Genomic DNA, 19736 nt, shown 5'->3' with positions numbered 1-19736 from the left:
CCCCCCCCCCCCCCCCCCCCCCCCCCCCCCCCCCCCCCCCCCCCCCCCCCCCCCGGGTCTGTACCGGTACCGCCCCAAGCGCGGGAGCGGTTACGGGATCAGTACTGCGGAGCGGAGTCGAAGCGCTCCTCGCGGCGCGGGCCGCGACGGTCGCCGCGGTAGCCGCCGCGGTTGTCGCCGCCGCCTCGGTAGCCGCCACCGCCGCCGCGGCGCTCGCCGCCGCGGTAGCCGCCCTCGCCGCGCGGGGCGTAGTCACGGCGCTCACCACCGGGACGGTCGCCCCGGTAGCCGCCGCGGCTGTCGTCCCCGCGGCGTTCGCCGCCTCGGTAGCCGCCCTCGCCGCGCGGGGCGTAGTCACGGCGCTCACCACCGGGACGGTCGCCCCGGTAGCCGCCGCCACCGCCGCCGCGGTAGCCGCCGCCACCCCGGTAGCCGCCGCCACCGCCGCCGCGGGGGCCGCCCCGACGGGGGCCGCCGCGGCCACGGCGCTCGCGCACGGGCTCCGGCGGCTCGATCCACGGCTCCCAGGAGGGCTCCTTGGCTCCGGTCACCTCGCTGAGCAGCTCGTCGCCGGGGTTAACCAGGTGCTGCTTGGCCTCGACACCGGCGTCGCTGAGCAGGCGGCGGGCCATGCGGCGCTGGTTGGGCGCCACCAGGGAGACCACCAGGCCGGAGGCACCCGCGCGGGCGGTGCGGCCGCCGCGGTGCAGGTAGTCCTTGTGGCCGGTGGGCAGGTCGACGTTGACCACCATGTCGATGCCGTCGACGTGGATGCCGCGGGCGGCGACGTCGGTGGCGACCAGGGCCTGGATGCGGCCCTCACGGAACTTGGCCAGGGTGCGGGTGCGCACGCTCTGGGTCTTGCCGCCGTGCAGCGAGGCGCAGGGAACACCGGCCTGGGCCAGCTGCTCGCTGATGGTGTCGGCCCGGTACTTGCTGCGCACGAACAGGATCGTGCGTCCCTCGCGCGCGGCGATCTGGGTGACGATCGTGTTCTTGTCGCGGGGCAGCACCTTGAGCAGGTGGTGCTCCATCGCGGTGACCTGCGAGACCGGCGGGTCCACGGAGTGGGTGCGCGGGTCGTTCATGTACTTGCGGACCAGCTTGTCGACGTCGCCGTCGAGCGTGGCCGAGAACAGCAGGGTCTGGCCGTCGGGGCGGACCTGGTCCAGGAGCTCGCTGACCTGCGGCATGAAGCCCATGTCGCACATCTGGTCGGCCTCGTCCAGTACCGAGACCTCGACGTCGCCCAGGTCGCAGGCGCCCTGGTCGATCAGGTCGGACAGACGGCCCGGGGTGGCGACCAGGACCTCGACGCCGCGGCGCAGCTCGTTGATCTGGCGGGTGTAGGAGCTGCCGCCGACGACGTCGCCCACGCGCACGCCCACGATGCGGGCGTAGGTGCGCAGGGCGTCGCGGACCTGGTGGGCCAGTTCGCGGGTGGGCACCAGGATCAGGGCCCGGGGCCGGTTGGCGGCGGCGCGGCGCTCGGCGGCGCGCATCAGGACCGGCAGGCCGAAGGCCAGGGTCTTACCCGATCCGGTGCGGCCGCAGCCGAGGACGTCGCGGCCCTCGATGGCGTCGGGGATGGTGGCGGCCTGGATCGGGAACGGGGTGGTCACACCGTTCTTGGCCAGCTCATCGACGATGTCCTGGGGCAGGCCCAGGCTGTCGAAGGCAGGCGTTACGGCAGTGTCCGTCGTCAAGTGACGTGTACCTTCCTCATCGTTTGGCGGCGTTTCGAGGAAGGCTTCACACGGCCATGACCGACCCAGCGAAGAAATCACACAAACGCGCCTGATCACACGCGGAAGCGGGCCCCTGCATGTGTGTGGGGCTCCTGAGCTCGTGAGATCCTCACTGGTGTGGGGGGACGAGCGACTCTTCGGGTCAAGAGTGGCGCCGACCGGGTCGGCACGCTCTCCGCGTCTTGCGCGGCCTCGGCGCGCTCGGATGCGCGCGGCATGTCACGACCGCTCGTAGAAGACTACTAGAGATCGCCTCACGACGGGGACGGGGTGGGGGTTTTCGACCGGTGACAAGGGTCTCCCCCTCCCGTCCACATCTTCGCGGAACCGCTGGGTATCCGACCCACCCCCTTCGCCGTGACCTTGTACTTGTAGCGAGCCTGGAGCGCCGAACCTCGCTATAAGTACAAGATCGCCGCAGGTCAGAACCCTTCCGGTCGGCCCGCTAGCGGGCGCCGTCGGCCGTGGCGCGGGCCAGGGCGGCGAGCCGGGCGGCCTGCGCCGCGCGCTCGGCCTCGGCCTGCTGCTGGAGGGTGTTGCCCGCGGCCTGCTGGAGCAGGGCCTTGGTGGCGGTGGCGGCCGCGCGGTCGGTGGCGAGCAGGGCGGCCACGACGTCGTCCACGGCCCCGGAGAGCTCAGCGGCGGGGACCACGAGCTCGGCCAGGCCCAGGTCGCGCGCCTCCTGGGCGCCCACGCGGCGGGCGGTCAGGCAGATCTCGACGGCGCGGTTGACGCCGACGATGTCGACCAGGGGCTTGGTGCCGGTGAGGTCGGGGACCAGCCCCAGGGCGGGCTCCTTCATGCACAGCTGGGCGTCGTCGGCCAGGATGCGCAGGTCACAGGACAGGGCCAGCTGGAATCCCGCGCCGATGGCGTGACCGCGCACGGCGGCGACGGTGACCAGGTCGGGGCGGCGCAGCCAGAGGAAGCCCTCCTGCAGACCGGCGATGTAGTCCCGGACCTCGGCGTCGGAGGCGGTGCCGTCGGCCAGACCCGCGACCATGGAGCGCTCGCCGTCGACGCCCTCGGGGCTGAACATGCCGAGGTCGATCCCGGCGGAGAAGATGTCGCCGTCCCCGTCGATGACGACGATTCGGACGTCTTCGGGGAGGGTCTGGCCGATGTGGGCCAGCGTGGTCCAGGTGCGCCCGGTCATCGCGTTGCGGCGGTCGGGGCGGCTGATGGTGATGCGGGCGACCGGCCCCCGCACCGCCAGCCTGAGCCGGGCCCGGGAGAGCTCCTCCTCGGTGGGCGCCGGTCCGGGCCCGTTCGTCGCCTGTGCCATGGGTTCCTCCGTCGTGTTCGGTGTCACCCCGGATATTACCCATCAGTAACACAGGGCGGCGAGCGGGCCGGGGCCGCGGCGTCTCACGCCTTGCGCGTGGGCCCCCCGCGGCCGCGCAGCTCCACCCCGGCCTCGCTCAGGAGCCGGTGGACGAAACCGTAGGACCGCCCGGTGGCCGCCGCCAGCATGCGGATGCTCTCCCCCGCGTCGTAGCGGCTCTTGAGCTGGGCGGCGAGCGCGGAGCGGTCCTCCCCCGCCAGCCGTGGGCGCTTGATCGGCGCGTCGTTCACTTGCTCGCTCCTCAGAGTCGTCGGATCGCCCGTCGTGGGACACCCTCATGATCCGGTATCGGGCCCGCGGCCCGCCACACCACGCGGGCGCCCCGCCGAGAACGCCGTTTTCGGCACGGGGCAAACACTGACCGAAAAGAGGGGAGGTGAACCTCCCGGACCTGCCGGGCGTCCACCTCCCCCACGTTCCGCGTCTGCCGCGGGCGGTGTCAGGCCAGCGTGATGAGGTCCTTGAACTCGGCGTTCCACACGTCCTCCACGCCGTCGGGCAGGAGGATGACCCGTTCGGGCTGGAGGGCCTCGACCGCGCCCTCGTCGTGGGTGACGAGCACGATCGCGCCCTTGTAGTTGCGCAGCGCCGCCAGGATCTCCTCGCGGCTGGCGAGGTCCAGGTTGTTGGTGGGCTCGTCCAGCAGCAGCACGTTGGCGCTGGAGACCACCAGCGTGGCCAGCGCCAGCCGGGTCTTCTCACCGCCGGAGAGCACTCCCGCGGGCTTGTCCACGTCGTCGCCGGTGAACAGGAACGAGCCCAGCGTGCGCCGCGCCTCGACCTCCGGCAGGTCCGGGGCCGCGCTCATCATGTTCTCCAGCACGGACCGGCCCACGTCCAGGGTCTCGTGCTCCTGGGCGTAGTAGCCGAGCTTGAGTCCGTGACCGGGCACGACCCGGCCGGTGTCGGGTTTCTCGACGTCGCCGAGCAGGCGCAGCAGGGTGGTCTTGCCCGCGCCGTTGAGGCCCAGGATCACCACGCGGCTGCCCCGGTCGATGGCCAGGTCCACCCCGGCGAAGATCTCCAGGGACCCGTAGGACTTGGACAGGCCCTCGGCCATGAGCGGCGTGCGACCGCTGGGCGCCGGGTCGGGGAAGCGCAGCTTGGCCACCTTGTCGGACTTGCGCACGCCCTGCACGCCGTCCAGGAGACGGTCGGCCCGGTTGAGCATCTGCTGCGCGGCGCGCGCCTTGGACGCCTTGGCCCGGAACCGGTCGGCCTGCTTGCGCAGGGTGTCGGCCTGCTTCTCGGCGTTGGCCAGCTCGCGCCTGCGGCGGCGCTCGTCGGCCTCGCGCTGCTCCAGGTACAGCTTCCAGCCCATGTTGTAGACGTCGATGGTGCTGCGGTTGGCGTCGAGGTAGAACACCTTGTTCACCACGTGCTCGACCAGGTCCGCGTCGTGGCTGATCACGATGAGCCCGCCCTGGTGGGACTTGAGGAAGTCGCGCAGCCAGGTGATGGAGTCGGCGTCCAGGTGGTTGGTGGGCTCGTCCAGGAGCAGGGTGTCGGCCCCGCTGAACAGGATGCGCGCCAACTCGATCCGGCGGCGCTGACCGCCCGAGAGCGTGTGCAGCGGCTGGTCGAGCACCTTGTCCGGCAGCCCCAGGCTGGAGGAGATGGCGGCGGCCTCGGACTCGGCGGAGTAGCCGCCCAGCACGTGCAGCCGCTCCTCCCAGCGCGAGTAGGCGCGCACGCCCTTGTTGCGGGTCTTGGTGTCGGTGCTGGCCATCTTCTTCTCGGCCTCGCGCATGCCGCGCAGGGCCTCGTCGATGCCGCGCGCCGACAGGATCCTGTCCCTGGCGATCACGTCCAGGTCGCCGGTGCGCGGGTCCTGGGGCAGGTAGCCGATGCTGCCGGAGGAGGTGACCGTACCGCCGGTGGGCAGGCCCTCGCCCGCCAGCACCTTGGTCATGGTGGTCTTGCCCGCACCGTTGCGGCCGACCAGTCCGATCCGGTCCCCGGCGGCGACGCGGAAGGTGGTCGGCTCCAACAGGAGTCGAGGACCGACGCGCAGTTCGAGGTCGGTGGCGATCAGCATGGTGGGGCTTCCTACGAGGTGGTGGGACGGTTCTGTGCGGCTGGTCTGTGCAGCCGGTCTGTGTGGCCGGTCTGTGCGGCCGGGCACGCGTGTGCGCCGCGGGGAGACGTGCTCCCTCACAGCGGCGGCGGGAGGGGTGGCTTCGGGCCTACCGACCCAGACTAACGGCACCGGTGGGGGGCGGCGCGAGGGATGTGACCGGAAACGCGGGCGCCCCCACCCGGTCAACGGGTCGGGGACGCCGGGCATTCCCGGGGCGGCGCGGCCGGAGCGGCGCCGCCCCGCACCTACTTCTGCTCGGGGGGGTCGACCGGGCTGGCTCCGCCCGCGCCGTCCTGACCGGCCTCCCGGTCGGCCCTGACCACGACGGTGTCCGCCTTGACATCGGCCACGTCCCCGTCCCCGTCCCCCAGGTCGGAGTCGTCACCGCTGGAGGGCGGGCGGTTGCGCAGCAGCGCGGCCAGCACGGCGACCACCGGGGTGGACAGGAACATGCCGGGGATGCCGCCGACGACCGCGCCGACGGAGATGCCGATGAGCACGATGGGCGAGGGCAGGTCGAGCGAGGCGCCGTAGATACGCGGCGCGAAGACGTTGCTCTCCAGCTGCTGTACCAGGAGCACGGCGCCGACCACGAACAGCGCAACGATCCAGCCCTCGGTCACGAAGGCCACCAGGGCGGCGAGCAGGCCGGTGACGAAGGCGCCGATGATCGGCAGGAAGGCGCCAACGAAGGTCAGCACGATCAGCGGGATGGCCAGGTTGATGTCCAGGACGATGACCAGGACGATGCCGATGCCGACGGCGTCGAAGAAGCCGACCGCCGCCACACCGCGCACGTAGCGGCCCATGACCCCGTAGGCGACCTCGCCCGCGTGGCGCATGCCCGGGCGTGAGCGTGCGGGCAGCAGGGTGACCAGCCAGTCCATGAGCTGGTCGCCCGAGTGCACGAAGTACACGGTCAGGGCGATGATGAGGACGATGCCGACCAGGACCGAGATCACCGCCGAGGTGGCGGTCCAGGCCCCGCTGAGCAGCTGGTCCTGGTTCTGGGTGATCATGCCCTGGATCTGCACCCAGGCGTCGTCGATCAGGTCGGTGTACAGGGCCGGGTCGACGAAGGGCAACTGGATGTTCTGGAGCTCGCCGACCGCACTGGTGACGCTGTCCACCAGCGGGCTGAAGCCCTGGATGGCGGGTGTGACGATCAGCGAGATCACGCCGCCGAAGATGATGAGCCCGACCAGCAGGGCGATCGTGGTCGACAGTCCCCGGCCCAGTCCCCTGCGGCGCAGTCCGTTGGCGATCGGCATGAGCAGGGCGGTGATGAACACCGCCAGGATCACCGGCAGCGTGACGACCGACAGGTAGACGAGCACGTAGACGAGCAGGCCCGCCACCACGCCGATGATCAGCACCCGCCAGGCCACGTCGCTGATGGAGCGCAGCAGGTTGTCCGGGCCGCCCTGCTGTTCGTGGGAGTCCTCGTCCGCGACCTGGGGTTCGGCGCCGCGGTCGTTCTCCGCCTCCAGCCTGGCGAGGCGCTCGGCGCGGGCTCTGCGGGCGGAGAGCCACTTGTTCAGGAGCGCCCACACTCCCGGCCGCTGGGCTTGCACATGGACTCCATTCTCTGGACGTTGCGCGGTGGAGGTCGGGGTACCGACGGCCGCATGGGGGTGATCTCGCGGGAGACGAACGAGTGGGGCCCGTGTCTCCCACGGGCCCGGTGGGAGGTCAACGCTGTCAGAACTGCCAGGGTTCCCGCGGGTGGCCGCTCTCGACGATCTCGTTGCCGAAGGGCGCGAGGGCGACGGGGATCATCTTCAGCGAGGCCCAGGCCATGGGGATTCCGATGATAGTGACGGCGAGGCCGATCGCGGTGGCGATGTGGCCGAGGGTCAGCCACCAACCGGCGACGATCACCCAGATGACGTTGAGGAAGGTACTGCCCCCGCCCGCGCCGGGCCTGCGGACCAGGTCGCGCCCGAAGGGCCAGATCGCGTACCTGGCCATGCGGAACGAGGCGATACCGAAGGGGATCGTGACGATGAGGACGCAGCAGATGATGCCCGCGAAGACGTAACCGACGGCCAGCCAGAATCCCGCGACGAAGATCCAGATGACGTTCAGGATGAACCGCAAGAGGCCCACGGTGTTCTCGTCCTCCCTTGTGTTGGTGTCCCGCGTACGGGGGTGTGCGGCCGGGAAGCGGCCGCGTCCGTTGTTTCTACCGTCTGGGACGCCCGCGCACCACGACCCGTTCGGACGCCCCACCCTGGTACTTCCCCTAGGGGCAGCCTTCAGGCATGCGGGAGGGGGTTGACGGAAGCGCCGCCGGACGGCGTGTCGCGAGGGGATTCGGACCGGCGGGGAGCGGTCGCGGGACGCGGTGGAGGGCGCCCGGAAGCGCGCGCGGGAGAGGCCATAACCCTCTCCACCGGCGTCGACGGAGGGTGAGGACATACGGTCAGGCCCGAACTCGGAGCTCCGTACAGACCGCAATGTGATCCGCACATCAGGAGGACCCCCTAGGCAGGAGGGACATCGCACCATACGATGTGCTGAGTCCTTCGCAAGGCCCCAGATCTTGCGATGTGCAACAAACTCAGACAAAAGACCGCACACCGGTCAGTTGTCATCTGGTTTCGGTAACGGTTGTGCGAGTAATTTCCCTACCCCCCGTGCATGATCGGGATGAGGGATGGCATGATTACGTACCGGCTCGGACGGAGGCTGTCACCGCCTCCGCAGCCGTTCGCGTGAGAGCACTCCGCCCATCGGCGGATCGGTGCCGCAGTACCTGTGCTTCTCGTGGTCTCAGCCACACCGGGGAACATCACTCGCACCGCTCGGCGTTTGCGTCGTGCGGGGTGACTCGCGCCGCATGACCAATTTCGGTGACTGAAGCTTTTTCCGACAGCTTACTAGTGATTTCAGTAGAGGTGGTTCAAGCATGTCTCAGGTACGTCGGCAGGCCGCGCTGCGCCCCCGCCCGAGCTGGGGGTGGCAGGATGCCGCCGCGTGCCGGGGCGAGGACCTTGTGCTCTTCTTCGGTCCGGACGGCGAACGCCAGCCGGAACGGGAGATCCGTGAGCGCAAGGCCAAGGAGATCTGTGCGGCCTGCCCGGTTCGAACCGACTGCCTGGACTATGCGATCTCGCGTCCGGAGAAGTACGGCACCTGGGGCGGGCTGAACGAGGACGAGCGCGCCTCCGAGCGCCGTCGCCGTATGCGTCGCGCGAACGCCGCATAGTCCGGATTCCCGGCAAGCGGATCTCCCCCGGTGGCCCCGGCCCCCGAACAACCCGCGGCGCCCCGACGAGCAACGTCGAGGGCGCCGCGGGTTTTCTCATGCCCGGACTTCTCCCGTGCCCGGTGAAGGTCTCCGCAGCGGTGGACGGGGCGACCGCGCCCGGTCCGTCGGCGTCTCACCGCGGGCCCGCGTCCAGGTGCCGGTCGAACCAGTCCAGGGCCTCCGCCGCCACACGGCGCCACTCGCGGGAGTCCCGGAGCAGCCGTTCGGCTCCCGACACCACCCGCAGGTCCGTGGAACCGCCTATCCGGGCGCGCGTCCACTCGCCGAGCTCGCGCAGGAAGGAGTCGTCTCCCTCCAGCAGCACCAGGACCGACGCCCGCACGTCCGGCAGGCTCGCCTCGGCCACGTCGATCCGCCCTCCGTGCGCCACCACCGCGGCCACGTCCCGCGGGTGCCGGGCCGCGGCGACCAGGGCTGACGCCGCGGCGTCGCCCGAGGCCAGCACGCCCAGGGGCTCGTCGGCGGTGTCCTCGGCCCGGCGCAACCAGGTGACCGCGGCGCCCAATCGCCCGCCGAGCACGTCGGCGCCGGTGTCGGAGGCGGCTTCGGGGGCGTCGAGGGAGCGTTCCTGCTCGGTCAGTAGATCCATGAGCAGGGTGGCGTACCCGGCCTGTTGCAGGACGGAGGCGACCGACCGCCACCGCTCGTCCGCGCGTCCCTCCCCCGCGGCCATCACCACCGCGCCGCGCATCGCGGCGGGCACGGTGAGGTCGCCGTCGAGCTGGACCCGCCCCGCGGGCACCCGCACGCTCCGCGTTCCGCCCGGCCGCGGCCGCGTGTGCGCGTTCTCGGCGAGGATGGCGGTGACGTGGTCGTCGGAGAGCTGGCCGAAGTCGCGGTACCACTCCCCCACCGCGCGGAAGTTGTCCGGCGCGCCGAGCACCACCAGGGCGTCGGCCTCGTCGCGCAGCAGGGCGACCGCCTCCGGCGAGGCGACGGGCACGGCCAGGACCACCCGCGCGGGCCCGGCCTGGCGGACCATGCGCAGCGCGGCGCGGGCGGTGCCCCCGGTGGCGACGCCGTCGTCCACGACCACGCAGTCGCGCCCGGCGATGCGCGGGGACGGGCGATCGCCCCGGTAGACGCGGCGCCTGCGGTCGAGTTCGTCGCGTTCGGCGGCGACGGTGTCGGACAGGGCCTGGCGGGGCACGTGCAGCCGGGCCAGGGCGCGGTCGTCGTAGATGACGTGCCCGTCCTCGGCGATGGCGCCGACCCCCGTCTCGGGGTGTCCCGGCAGGCCGATCTTGCGGACCATGAGCACGTCGAAGTCGGCGTCGAGCCGCAGGGCGAGTTCCGCGCCCACCGGCACGCCGCCGCGGGGCAGGGCCAGCACGAGCGGATCGTTGACCGCGAAGGGGCGCACCCGCTCCGCGAGTCGGCGTCCCGCCTCCGACCGGTTGGCGAAGGGCAGTGAAACGGGTACTGGGTTCATGTCCTCACCGGCGCCGGGGCCCGGGCCCCGGTACCGCTCCTCTCGGCTGTGTGGATGAGCCGCTGGAAAGTGGTACCGAGATACCCCCCGACACGGCGGTTCCAACCCCGAACCCGAGCAAAACCCGTCCCTCAGGTGCGGCGGAAGCCGTTCCTGAACACGGCCATCAGCAGGGCGTCGTGGCGGCGCCCCTCCCACAGCAGGGAGTCGCGCAGCCGTCCCTCCACGGCGAAGCCGCAGGAGCGGTAGACGGCGATCGCCCTCATGTTGAAGGCGTAGACGTACAGCCAGACGCGGTGCAGGCCGATGCGCTCGAAGGCGTACTCCAGCACGAGCTGGGTGGCCTCCCTCCCCAGGCCCTGGCCGGTGAACTCGATCGCGGACAGGGCGATGCGGTACCCGGCGCTCTCGTTCTCGGGCGCGACGGCGTAGACCGACAGCTCGCCCAGGTAGCGCCCGTCCTTGGGCGCGGTGATGGCCAGGTCCAGGCGGTCGGTGCGACCGGCCCGGCTCTCGCACCACTCCCTGGCCTGCGCGTAGGTGATGCGGCGGTGGGTGCCGGTGAGTCTGCGGACCTCCTCGTCGAGGCTGGCGGCGAAGTAGGCGTCGGTGTGCTCGGCCGCCAGGGGCGCCAGACGTACGCTCTTCCCGGTGAGTGTGGGCTTCTCTCGCAGCGCGCTCGTGTTGATCATGGGCTCTTCCGGTTCCGTCCGGGCCGTGCGGACACGGTTCCCGGCGTGGGGAGACGGCGGACAGCGGGCTGGGACGCCCTGCGCGGGAGCGGGCCGCCGGGCGGGGCCTCGGGCCTGGGCCCTGGAGACGGTGGCGGACGAGGGTCCGAGCGGGGCGGGGCGGTGACGGGCGGAGGTGGTGGCGTTCGGAGGTCCGGTCGGATCGGGGCGGGTCCTGTCGAGGGCGGTCAGGGGCCTGCCCGGTGACGGAGCAGGACCTCTATTTGACTTCCTCTTCCAGCCGAAGGCAAGAAGGGCCCGGCCGGACCCGCCGTGCCGGTACCACCGTGGACGACGGCTCCGCGACGGCGACCCTCCGCACGGGCGATGGAACAGGTCCGCCCGCCCGTTCGGGGCCACCGAGAAGACCTGCCATCCGATGACCGGACTCGATAACATCTGCACGCACCGAAAGCCGTCCTGGGAGCCGCCGTGAACGTCCAGACCAGAACCGAGTCCCCTCCACCGGAGGCCCGCAGGGCCAGGGTCGCGGTCTCCACCCTCTTCTTCGTCAACGGCTTCACCTACACCAACGCCGTTCCGTGGCTCCCGGTGCTCAAGTCCCAGCTGGGGTTGAGCAACGCGGAACTGGGTCTGGCGATCGCGGCGATGCCGACAGGCGCGATCCTGACCGGAATGCTGGCGGGCCCGCTGATCCACTGGTTCGGCAGCGGCCGGACGGCGGTGGGAACCAGCCTCATCTCTTTGGGAGCGCTCCCATTCATCGCGCTGGCGCAGAACTGGTGGATGTTGGCGGCGGCGCTGTTCGTGCTGGGCAGCGCGGACGCCTGGACCGACTCGGCGCAGAACTCACACGGGCTGCGCGTCCAGCGGCGCTACAGACGCAGCATCATCAACACCTTCCACGCGCTGTGGAGCCTGGCCGCGGTGGCCGGAGGCCTTCTGGGCGCAGCCATGGCCGGTACCGGAGTGCCCATCCTGTGGCACCTGGGCGGAGTGGCCGCGCTGCTGCTGTGCGTGAACCTGGCGGTGAGCCGGATGCTGCTGCCCGGCCCGGAGAGCAGCGAGCGCGAGGACGGCACCGACGCGGGGAGCGGGCGGCGCCTGCGCGTGCCCGGACGGGCCGTGCTGCTCCTGGTGGGGCTCAGCGTGCTGCTGATGTTCGCCGGCGGCATCGAGGACTCCGCCGCCTCCTGGGGCGCGGTGTACATGACCTCGGAACTGGAGGCGTCGCTGTTCCTGGCGGCGATGCCGTTCGTGGCCTGCCAGGCGATGATGACGCTGGGTCGGCTGGCCGGCGACCGGGTGACCGACCGGTTCGGCGCGGCCGCCGTGGGACGCGCGTGCGGGCTCCTGGCGGGCGGCGGAATCGCGTTCGCCCTGCTGGTACCGCACCCGGTGGCCACGGTCATCGGCTTCGGGGTGATGGGGCTGGGCGTGTCCACGCTCTTCCCGCTGACCCTGGCGGCGGCGGGGAACGTGCCGGGCGTGCGCACCGGGGACGGGATCACCGTCGTCGGGTGGCTGGGCCGCGCGGGCTTCCTGGCCTTCCCCCCGCTGGTGGGCTTCCTCGCCGACTCCTCCAGCCTGGGGAACGCGCTGTGGGTGATCGCGGGGGCGGGCGTGGGCGCCTTCCTGCTCGCCTTCGCCCTGCGTCCGCGCACGTGAGGGCCTGAGGACCGCGACGCCGCCCCGCCGGGACAGTCCCCGCCGGGGCGGCGCGGTTTCCTCCCCGCGCACGTGAAGGGCCCCCGACCGTCGGGTCGGGGGCCCTCGTTGCCGCGCGGCCACAGAGGCCGTGCGGCGGGGTGATGCCGTTAGGCGATCGGAGCCGGACGGCGGGCCCCGGCCCACAGGGCCAGAGCGCCGATGCCCGTCACCACGGCGCCGCCGAGCACGAAGCCCTGCATGTCGACGCCGGTGGTGGCGAGGGTCTCGTCACCGTCGTCGTCGCCGTCGCCGTTGCCCTCGCTCACCGGAGCGGCGGCCTCGGGGGCGGAACCACCGGGGGCGGTGGTACCGGGGGCCTGGATCTCGTCGCCGTCGCCGGGGTCGCCGCCGCCGTCGCCGTCACCAGGGGGCGTGCCGCCGTCGTCGCCACCACCGTCACCGGGGTCGCCACCGCCGTCGTCACCGCCACCGTCACCGGGGTCACCGCCGCCGTCGTCACCGCCACCGTCACCGGGGTCACCGCCGCCGTCGTCACCGCCACCGTCACCGGGGTCACCGCCGCCGTCGTCACCGCCACCGTCACCGGGGTCACCGCCGCCGTCACCGGGGTCGCCGCCGCCGTCACCGGGGGGGTTACCGTCGTCGCCACCGCCGTCACCGGGGTCGCCGCCGTCGTCACCGCCACCGTCACCCGGGTCACCGGGGCCGGGGTCGCCGCCGTCGTCACCACCACCGTCACCCGGGCCCGGGTCCACGGGGCCGGGGTCCACGGGGCCGGGGTCCACGGGGCCGGGGTCCACGGGGCCGGGACCGGGGTCGCCGCCGTCGTCACCGTCACCGGGGAGATCCAGCGGGAGGATCTCAGCGGTGGTGTGGACCACTTCCTCGAGCGGAAGGTCGACGACCGTGTTCTCGGCGGCCTGGGGGGCAGCCTCGAGCGCGGTCGCGTCCAGGGTGTCAGCGAACGCCGGCCCCGCGGAGAAACCGGCCATGAACAGGCCAGCCGCGGTCACGGTGAAAACACGCTTCTTGGGGGTCATCCCACTCCTTTCTCTTCTCGTGTACTGATCTATTCAGAGGGGATGGCATAGAGGTGGTCCTCGTGGACCACGACGGCCCGCTCACCGAGCAGGCCGATGGGCGGGACGGACTCCGCCGCGGCCTCCTCGACCCTGCCCTCGGCGTCGACGGCCACCGGGGCGTCGTCGATCTGACCGAAGACGAGGGAGCCCACCGCGATCTGGGGCTTGAGGCCGGGGACCACGGCGGTCCGGCCGTTCTCGGGGTTCATCACCGCGGGCCCGTAGGCGACCACGCGGGGGCCGACGGCCTCCGAACGGTGGCGCACGTCCTCCAGGTCGGCGGGGTCGATCTGGGCGCTGCCGACGACGCTGCCGTCCTGGGTGTCGTGGAAGGCCAGGACAGCGCCCTCGCCACGGAGAGGCTCCCAGCGGATGATGACGTACTCGCGCAGGGCGGTGAGCACGGCCTCCATCTCGCCAGCGTCGTCCGGCCGCTGGGCGGTGACCTGCACGGGGTTGTCGTCGGGGCTGACCCAGGTCCAGGGACCGTTGACGACGGCGGCGAGGACGTTCTCCCCGTCGGCCAGCATGGGCGCGGAGCCCTCAGGAACCAGGACCGGCTCAAGCTCCGCGCCGACCGGGACGAAGGCCTCACTTTCGGTGCGCACGAGCACGGAGCCGCCCACGTACTGCACGGAGGCGTTCTCGGGGAGGTCCACGCCGGTGGGTTCGCCGCCCGCGACGGGCCAGAACCACAGGGTTCCGGCGGTCTCCATGACCACGGCGCCCTCGCCGCCGTACTCCACGAACCGGAGTTCGCCGAGGGCCTCGCCGGACTCCACGGGCAGGTCGACCGACCACAGGCTCTCGCCGTCGGCGTCGAGCAGGTTGAGTCGCTGCTCGGGGTCGACGTAGGCGAGCAGGTCGCCCTGGCGGCTGACGCCCGGCTGGCTGCCCGGGGCGATCCGCGCGCTGAAGTCGACGGTCGTGGAGAAGTGGGGCGGCGCGGGGTGGTTGAGGGTGGTCACGTCGGCGGCGACATCGCCCCCGGGGCCCCCGCCGAGGCCGGGCAGGAAGCGCCAGGCGGCGGCGCCCGCACCGGCGAGCAGCACCAGGGCGAGCACGGCGGCGCCCACGATGACGAGGGTCCGGCCGCCCCTCTTCTTCGTCTTGGCCTTGGCCTTGGTCCCAGGCTGGGCGCCGGTCTCGGGACCGCTGGCGGGAGGACCGACCGGAGCGGGAGGAGGAGGCGGCGGCGTCGGCTCGCGGCCGGGCACGACCTGGTCGGCTGCCTGCACCACGCCCGTGGGCGTGGCGACCAGGCGCCAGTAGCCGTTGGCGTCGCGGGCGTCGATGAGGACTGGCTGACCGATTCTGGCGGCGTAGCCGGTGGCGACGTCCAGCGCGGCGCGCCGCGTCTCCTTGGGCGCCTGACCCGTGACGACCTGGCGGTGCCCCTCGACGAGGATCTCGGCGCTGCGTTCGTCGGGCGCGATGACGATGACGGCGGTGGGCCGGGACTGCCCCGGGTGGGACTCCCGGCTCATGGTGCCTCCGAAGGCATGGGGAACGTGGACCTGTTCGTGTACGGGGGTACGGGGACCTAGGTCAGCGATGACGGTGGTTCGCGGCCTGGGACTACCTGGAGGTGGTGCCGACGCACGCGTAGTCAGTGCTGCACGAGATCATACTGATCGTCGCTCGTCTCGCCTATTCCGGCCATGCGTCAACGCGGCGCGCACGGCCCGGCGTACCTAAGGCAGTTGTCCCGCCCTCCCCTCCGTGACCTGGAGAATTATCCGAACATGGGATGTGGCTAGTGCTGTGGGCACCGCCATCACCATGGAGTGGACACCTGGGGAAGATATTTAGTTCACACCGAAAATGGCCGGATCTGGCCACCTGGTTCCCACCGGCCACACGCGTAGCAGGTCAACGACTCACCAGGGCGGGACTCGGACGAGGCGGAAGTACTCGCTGGGGCGCGAACGCCGGTCGGCGTTGGCACGGCGGTTCGGACTGGCCGGTTCGACCGTGAAGTGGACTGCGGCGTCGGGTTCCGCCGTGAAGGGGACGGGGACGTTGGTGAGTCTGCCGAGGCTGCCCTGGACGCTGTGCGGCCCCGGCGGAAGGCCGAGCACGAGGGTCTGGCCGGGGCCGAGCGTGCCGACCCGGTCGCCGTCCACGAGGATCCGGTAGTCGACGAGCATGTCGAACACCCCGCGGTCGATCCGGTGGACCAGCACCCGACTCCAGCCCGGCGGCACCTGCTCGGGGCTCCGGATACCGATGACCTTGGGGCCGGTGAGTTCGGTCTGGGCGCGCGCCTCGCGCAGTTCCCGTCGCTCACGCCTTCGTACGACGAGGGAGAGCGCGAAGGCGGCGAAGGAGACCAGGAGCAGCGGTACCAGTGTCCACGCGGTGTTGGAGGCGACCGAGAACAGCGCGAACAGCGCGTGGAAGGCGACCACGAACCACCACAGACGCGTCATACGGAAAAGGTGCCGGGAGTTCTCCACCCGGTGGAGCTCGCCGGAGGTCAGTTCCGGATTGGCATCCGCCACAAGCGCGACCGGGAAGAACAGCAGGAGCGCGAGGAAGATCCCGGCGGCCACCGGAACGGGATTGCCGGTGATCCCGACCCATCCGGCGATCAGAGCACACGCTGTCAGGCCGAGTGTCGCCTCCTGGAGCAGCAGGAAGGACGCCCTCACGACCGCCACCGCCGTTCGTGCACGAAGGCCTCCGTGCCGAGGGCCGGGGGGACGAGGACGACCAGGTGGAGCGCCAGCAGCGGCAACGGAAGGGCCCCGGCGCGGAGGTCCCAGACGCCGACGAGGAGGAAGAGCACGCCAGCGGCCCACAACATGCTCAGCATGATGATCTCCATCAGCGGCGACCTGGTCGGATGCCGCCGCCGTTCGATCATCCCCGGAAGGGAGCGCAGGGATATGAGGGGTATCAGGACCAGGACCGACAGCATCATGACGAAAATCCCGAAGTAGATCTCGCTGCCGCTCCTCAGGTACATGCGCAGGGTGTGCGTGAGCATCAGTATGGGCAGGCCGAACGAGGCGTAGAACATGGTCTTCGAGCCGCCGAGCACGGTCTCGACGGTGACGGGCACGGAGTCCCGGTCACCCTCGTCCGGCGGGGGAACGATGTCCGGTGGGGGAACGGTCATGGGGGACGGCCTCTCACGGGCGGCGCCGTCCGGGCTCGGGTGCGGCGGGATCGCGGCCTCCCGCCCGACGGCACAACAAAACTACCGGCGGGACAGGACTTTCCGGTCTTTTCGGACACCGAAGTGTGGCCGCCGACCGGAACCGGTCAGTGCCCGTTGCTCTCCACGATCGCGTCGATGACCGCCTGCTCCCGGCGCTGGACGAGCCGGTTGGCCCGCTCGAAGTCCCGGTTGGCGATCTTCGCCCGGGCGGCGGCGGTGCGCGGCATGGGCCACATCGCGTCGATCTCGGCGTTGAAGGACGAGCCCACCAGCACGGCGATCGCCATCACGAACAGCCAGGCCAGGATGGCGATCGGCGCGGCCAGGGAGCCGTAGATGGTCACCTGTCCGAAGGAGGCGTCCAGGTAGACGCGCAGGGCGACCGAGCCCAGGATCAGCACCAGGGCGGCCAGCAGCGCCCCCGGCAGGTGGCGCCACAGCGGGGTGCGCACCGGCACGCTCAGGGCGTAGAGCAGGGTGACCGCGGCGATGGCGAGCAGTGCGACGGTCGGCCAGTAGAACAGGTTGAGCCGCCCCACGGTCATGGGCAGCAGGCGGTTGATCAGGTCCGGCCCGGCCACCAGGACCGGCAGCAGGAGGATGGCGAACAGCAGCCCGCCCAGGTAGGCGACGAAGGCCAGAACACGCTGGCGCACCCAGCCGCGCAGTTCGTCCAGGCCGTAGGAGATCGTGATCGAGCGGATGAAGACGTTCATCGCCCGCGACCCCGACCACAGCGACACCAGGAACGTCACCGACAGGACTCCGCCCGGTACTCCCCCGAGGAAGTCGTCCACGAGCGGCTCGACCACGCTGTCCACCGTGTCCGGGGTCAGCACCCGCGCGGTCAGGTCCAGGATCCACAGCCGGATCTCCTCAACGAAGTCCTCGCCGAGCACGACGGTCAGCGGGCCCAGGGCGCCCAGGAGGCCCAGCATGAGCGCGGGCAGCGAGATGAGGGTGAAGAAGGCCGACTCGGCGGCCAACCCGACGACCCGGTCTCGGGCGAAGGCCCGGACCGTGCGCAGGACGAGGAGCGTCCCGTTGCGCAGGCGGGCATGGCGTCTCAGCCACCCGTCCACGGCGTACCACAGCCGCTCCCAGAAACCCACCACGGAGGAAACGTTAGCGGTCCCGGCAGACCGCCCCGCGCCACGGGCGCACGGGGCGAGTGACGTGACTCACTCAGGGGCGGTCAGACCCCGTCTGGACAAAGCGTCGACGCCCGTGACATTCTCATTACATGATCGCTGCCCTGGACCCCATGCTCTACGTGCGCCGCCACGTGGACTTCCTGCGGGTCGGCAGCGCCATCTGTTGCAGCGTCGGTTAACCTCACCGCCCTTTGACGCACCCCAGGGGTGCGCGCGGCACCGGCGTCCTGCCTCTTCTCCTTATCCCACACGCGGATCCCACCCGATCGCCAGCACGACGATGTGCGGCGACGCGGGCATGCGGTGCGGGCGCCGGGGCTGTGAGCACCCCGCGACACCTCATCGGAGACACCCGCGATGCCTCCCTCTTCCGCGCAGCCCGGCAGGACAGCGACCGCGGCCAAGCCGCGCCGCCGTGGCGAGGGCCAGTGGGCCCTCGGCTACCACGAGCCGTTGAACAAGAACGAGGAGAACAAGAAGAACGACGACGGGCTCAACGTCCGCGATCGGATCATCAACATCTACTCCAAGGGCGGGTTCGACTCGATCGACCCCGCCGACCTGCGCGGACGGTTCCGCTGGTTCGGTCTGTACACCCAGCGCGCCCCGGGCATCGACGGCGGCAAGACGGCCGTCCTGGAACCCGAGGAGCTCGACGACCGCTACTTCATGCTGCGGGTGCGCATCGACGGGGGGCAGCTGACGGTCGCGCAGCTGCGCGCGGTCGGTGAGATCTCCCGCGACTACGGGCGCGACACCGCCGACATCACCGACCGCCAGAACGTCCAGTACCACTGGATCCGGGTGGAGGACGTCCCGGCGATCTGGGAGAAGCTGGAGTCGGTGGGCCTGTCCACCACAGAGGCCTGCGGCGACACCCCGCGTGTCATCCTGGGCTGTCCGCTGGCCGGGATCGCCGAGGAGGAGGTCATCGACGCCGGTCCCGCGATCCGCGAGATCTACGAGGACCACATCGGCAGCGAGCTGTACTCCAACCTGCCGCGCAAGTTCAAGACCTCGGTGTCGGGGTGCACGGTGCACTGCGTCAACCACGAGATCAACGACGTGGCGTTCGCGGGCGTGCGCGACGAGGCGGGCGAGGCGGGCTACGACCTGTTCGTCGGCGGCGGCCTGTCCACCAACCCGATGTTCGCCCAGCGCCTGGGCGCGTTCGTGCGCCCGGACCAGGTGAGCGAGGTGTGGGCCGGGGTCTGCGGGATCTTCCGCGACTACGGCTACCGGCGCCTGCGCACCCGCGCCCGGATCAAGTTCCTCATCAAGGACTGGGGCGCGGAGAAGTTCCGTGACGTCCTGGAGAAGGAGTACCTGGGCTACGCCCTGCCCGACGGCCCCGCCCTCGAACTGGACTCGGGCCTGCGCCGCGACCACGTGGGCGTGCACCGCCAGAAGGACGGGAAGTTCTACGTGGGCTTCGCGCCCAAGGTGGGCCGGGTGTCGGGCAACGCGCTGCTGCGCGTCGCCGACATCGCCGAGGAGCACGGTTCGGACCGCGTCCGCACCACCGCCGACCAGAAGCTGGTCATCCTGGACGTGGCGGAGGACCGGATCGCCTCGATCACCTCCGCCCTGGAGGCGGAGGGGCTCCAGGTCAACCCGAGCGTGTTCCGCCGCCAGACGATGGCCTGCACCGGCATCGAGTTCTGCAAGCTGGCGATCGTGGAGACCAAGGACCGCGCGGCCTCCCTGATCGACGAGCTGGAGAAGCGGCTGCCCGACTTCGACGAGCCGCTGACCATCAACGTCAACGGCTGCCCGAACTCGTGCGCGCGCATCCAGGTCGCCGACATCGGCCTCAAGGGCCAGCTCGTCATGAACTCCGAGGGCGAGCAGGTGGAGGGCTACCAGATCCACCTGGGCGGCGGTATGGGGCTGACCCAGTCCTTCGGCAAGAAGATCCGCGGGCTGAAGGCCACCGCCGACGAACTGCCCGACTACGTCGAGCGGGTGGTGCGCCGGTTCCAGGACCAGAAGGAGGACGGCGAGTCGTTCGCCTCCTGGGTCGGCCGGGCCGAGGACGCCGACCTGAAGTAGTTCGTCCGTGCGGTCGGGGCCGCCGCGGCCGCCCCCGGCC

The 19736-nt window shown here is 71.4% G+C and carries 17 protein-coding genes; 4 read left to right on the top strand and 13 right to left on the bottom strand.

All coding sequences use genetic code 11. The features are described from left to right. Positions 1–98: 98 nt before the first annotated feature. From ACSIH6_RS11495 to ACSIH6_RS11470, 6 genes are all read right to left on the bottom strand, one after another. The gene (locus ACSIH6_RS11495; RefSeq protein ID WP_435108227.1) at positions 99–1706 is read right to left on the bottom strand and encodes a DEAD/DEAH box helicase; all 1608 of its coding nucleotides are present in this window, start codon (positions 1704–1706) and stop codon (positions 99–101) included. A gap of 487 nt (positions 1707–2193) precedes the next feature. Continuing rightward, positions 2194–3033, bottom strand: coding sequence for an enoyl-CoA hydratase/isomerase family protein (locus ACSIH6_RS11490; protein WP_435108226.1), 840 nt, complete (start codon positions 3031–3033; stop codon positions 2194–2196). A gap of 83 nt (positions 3034–3116) precedes the next feature. Beyond that, entirely contained in the window at positions 3117–3323 is a 207-nt protein-coding gene (locus tag ACSIH6_RS11485) for a helix-turn-helix domain-containing protein (protein WP_013153820.1), read from the bottom strand. 209 nt (positions 3324–3532) lie between these two features. Continuing rightward, entirely contained in the window at positions 3533–5131 is a 1599-nt protein-coding gene (locus tag ACSIH6_RS11480) for an ABC-F family ATP-binding cassette domain-containing protein (RefSeq protein WP_435108225.1), read from the bottom strand. A 287-nt stretch (positions 5132–5418) separates the two neighbouring features. Next, entirely contained in the window at positions 5419–6747 is a 1329-nt protein-coding gene (locus ACSIH6_RS11475; RefSeq protein ID WP_435108224.1) for an AI-2E family transporter, read from the bottom strand. Between the two features lie 127 nt (positions 6748–6874). After that, a complete protein-coding gene (locus ACSIH6_RS11470) occupies positions 6875–7282 on the bottom strand; it encodes a YccF domain-containing protein (protein ID WP_435108223.1) in 408 nt (135 codons plus the stop codon). Positions 7283–8084: 802 nt separating this feature from the next. Here ACSIH6_RS11470 and ACSIH6_RS11465 point away from each other — a divergent pair. After that, a complete protein-coding gene (locus tag ACSIH6_RS11465; protein WP_017588640.1) occupies positions 8085–8384 on the top strand; it encodes a WhiB family transcriptional regulator in 300 nt (99 codons plus the stop codon). Between the two features lie 175 nt (positions 8385–8559). On the opposite strand, the gene ACSIH6_RS11460 is transcribed toward ACSIH6_RS11465, so the two are convergent. Beyond that, entirely contained in the window at positions 8560–9879 is a 1320-nt protein-coding gene (locus ACSIH6_RS11460) for a phosphoribosyltransferase family protein (RefSeq protein WP_435108222.1), read from the bottom strand. A gap of 131 nt (positions 9880–10010) precedes the next feature. Further along, complete coding sequence (locus ACSIH6_RS11455; protein WP_435108221.1) at positions 10011–10571, bottom strand: GNAT family N-acetyltransferase; 561 nt, start codon at positions 10569–10571, stop codon at positions 10011–10013. A 471-nt stretch (positions 10572–11042) separates the two neighbouring features. Here ACSIH6_RS11455 and ACSIH6_RS11450 point away from each other — a divergent pair, with 471 nt between their 5' ends. Beyond that, positions 11043–12239: an MFS transporter gene (locus ACSIH6_RS11450; RefSeq protein WP_435108220.1), complete on the top strand. Its 1197-nt coding sequence runs from the start codon at positions 11043–11045 to the stop codon at positions 12237–12239. A gap of 149 nt (positions 12240–12388) precedes the next feature. Here the strand turns inward: ACSIH6_RS11450 and ACSIH6_RS11445 are convergent, their stop codons facing one another. The 5 genes from ACSIH6_RS11445 to ACSIH6_RS11425 all read right to left on the bottom strand — a co-directional run bounded on the left by ACSIH6_RS11445 (position 12389) and on the right by ACSIH6_RS11425 (position 17605). Continuing rightward, positions 12389–13282 carry a hypothetical protein gene (locus tag ACSIH6_RS11445; protein WP_435108219.1) on the bottom strand — a complete coding sequence of 298 codons (894 nt, stop codon included), beginning with the start codon at positions 13280–13282 and terminating at the stop codon, positions 12389–12391. Positions 13283–13311: 29 nt separating this feature from the next. Then, on the bottom strand, positions 13312–14811 hold the full coding sequence (locus ACSIH6_RS11440) for a hypothetical protein (protein ID WP_435108218.1): 1500 nt from the start codon (positions 14809–14811) through the stop codon (positions 13312–13314). Between the two features lie 393 nt (positions 14812–15204). Then, complete coding sequence (locus ACSIH6_RS11435; RefSeq protein ID WP_435108217.1) at positions 15205–15978, bottom strand: hypothetical protein; 774 nt, start codon at positions 15976–15978, stop codon at positions 15205–15207. Next, entirely contained in the window at positions 15975–16448 is a 474-nt protein-coding gene (locus ACSIH6_RS11430; RefSeq protein WP_435108216.1) for a hypothetical protein, read from the bottom strand. Before ACSIH6_RS11430 ends, ACSIH6_RS11435 begins: the two co-directional genes overlap by 4 nt. 146 nt (positions 16449–16594) lie before the next feature. After that, positions 16595–17605 carry a YihY/virulence factor BrkB family protein gene (locus ACSIH6_RS11425; protein ID WP_435108215.1) on the bottom strand — a complete coding sequence of 337 codons (1011 nt, stop codon included), beginning with the start codon at positions 17603–17605 and terminating at the stop codon, positions 16595–16597. A gap of 128 nt (positions 17606–17733) precedes the next feature. Here ACSIH6_RS11425 and ACSIH6_RS11420 point away from each other — a divergent pair, with 128 nt between their 5' ends. Next, positions 17734–17823 carry a putative leader peptide gene (locus ACSIH6_RS11420; protein ID WP_017564358.1) on the top strand — a complete coding sequence of 30 codons (90 nt, stop codon included), beginning with the start codon at positions 17734–17736 and terminating at the stop codon, positions 17821–17823. A gap of 178 nt (positions 17824–18001) precedes the next feature. Then, positions 18002–19696: a nitrite/sulfite reductase gene (locus ACSIH6_RS11415; protein WP_435108214.1), complete on the top strand. Its 1695-nt coding sequence runs from the start codon at positions 18002–18004 to the stop codon at positions 19694–19696. The last annotated feature ends 40 nt before the right edge of the window (positions 19697–19736 follow it).

The sequence above is a fragment of the Nocardiopsis synnemataformans genome, from assembly GCF_965343085.1.
Taxonomy (GTDB): Bacteria; Actinomycetota; Actinomycetes; order Streptosporangiales; family Streptosporangiaceae; genus Nocardiopsis; species Nocardiopsis alborubida.
The sequence above is the reverse complement of the archived record's forward strand: the minus strand, read 5'-3'. Positions and strand labels throughout refer to the sequence as shown.